We start from the raw sequence: 209 nt of genomic DNA, 5'->3' as shown, positions 1-209 counted from the left end.
ATTCATGGCTAGTAAAAAAACCACTAGACTATATGGGGCTTACACCATCTCAAGTAACAAGTATTTTAAAAGAAACTTTCAACCAAATTTCCAGTTTATTTATGGACTATAATTTCTTAGCTTTAATGCCAAGGATGGATTTTAAGGGACTTGGATATGTTCCACAAATATTCTGTATTTTACCCAAAAGTGAACTAATAAGCATGAAT

The 209-nt window shown here is 31.1% G+C and carries 1 protein-coding gene; it reads left to right on the top strand.

Features of this window, described 5'->3' with window-relative positions:
• On the top strand, positions 1 to 209 hold a 209-nt coding region (locus tag U881_RS12375), incomplete at both ends, for a DUF792 family protein (protein WP_038364104.1).

It is taken from the genome of Borrelia persica No12 (assembly GCF_000500045.1).
In the GTDB taxonomy this organism is placed as follows: domain Bacteria; phylum Spirochaetota; class Spirochaetia; order Borreliales; family Borreliaceae; genus Borrelia; species Borrelia persica.
This window is presented reverse-complemented; position numbering and strand designations above follow the sequence as displayed.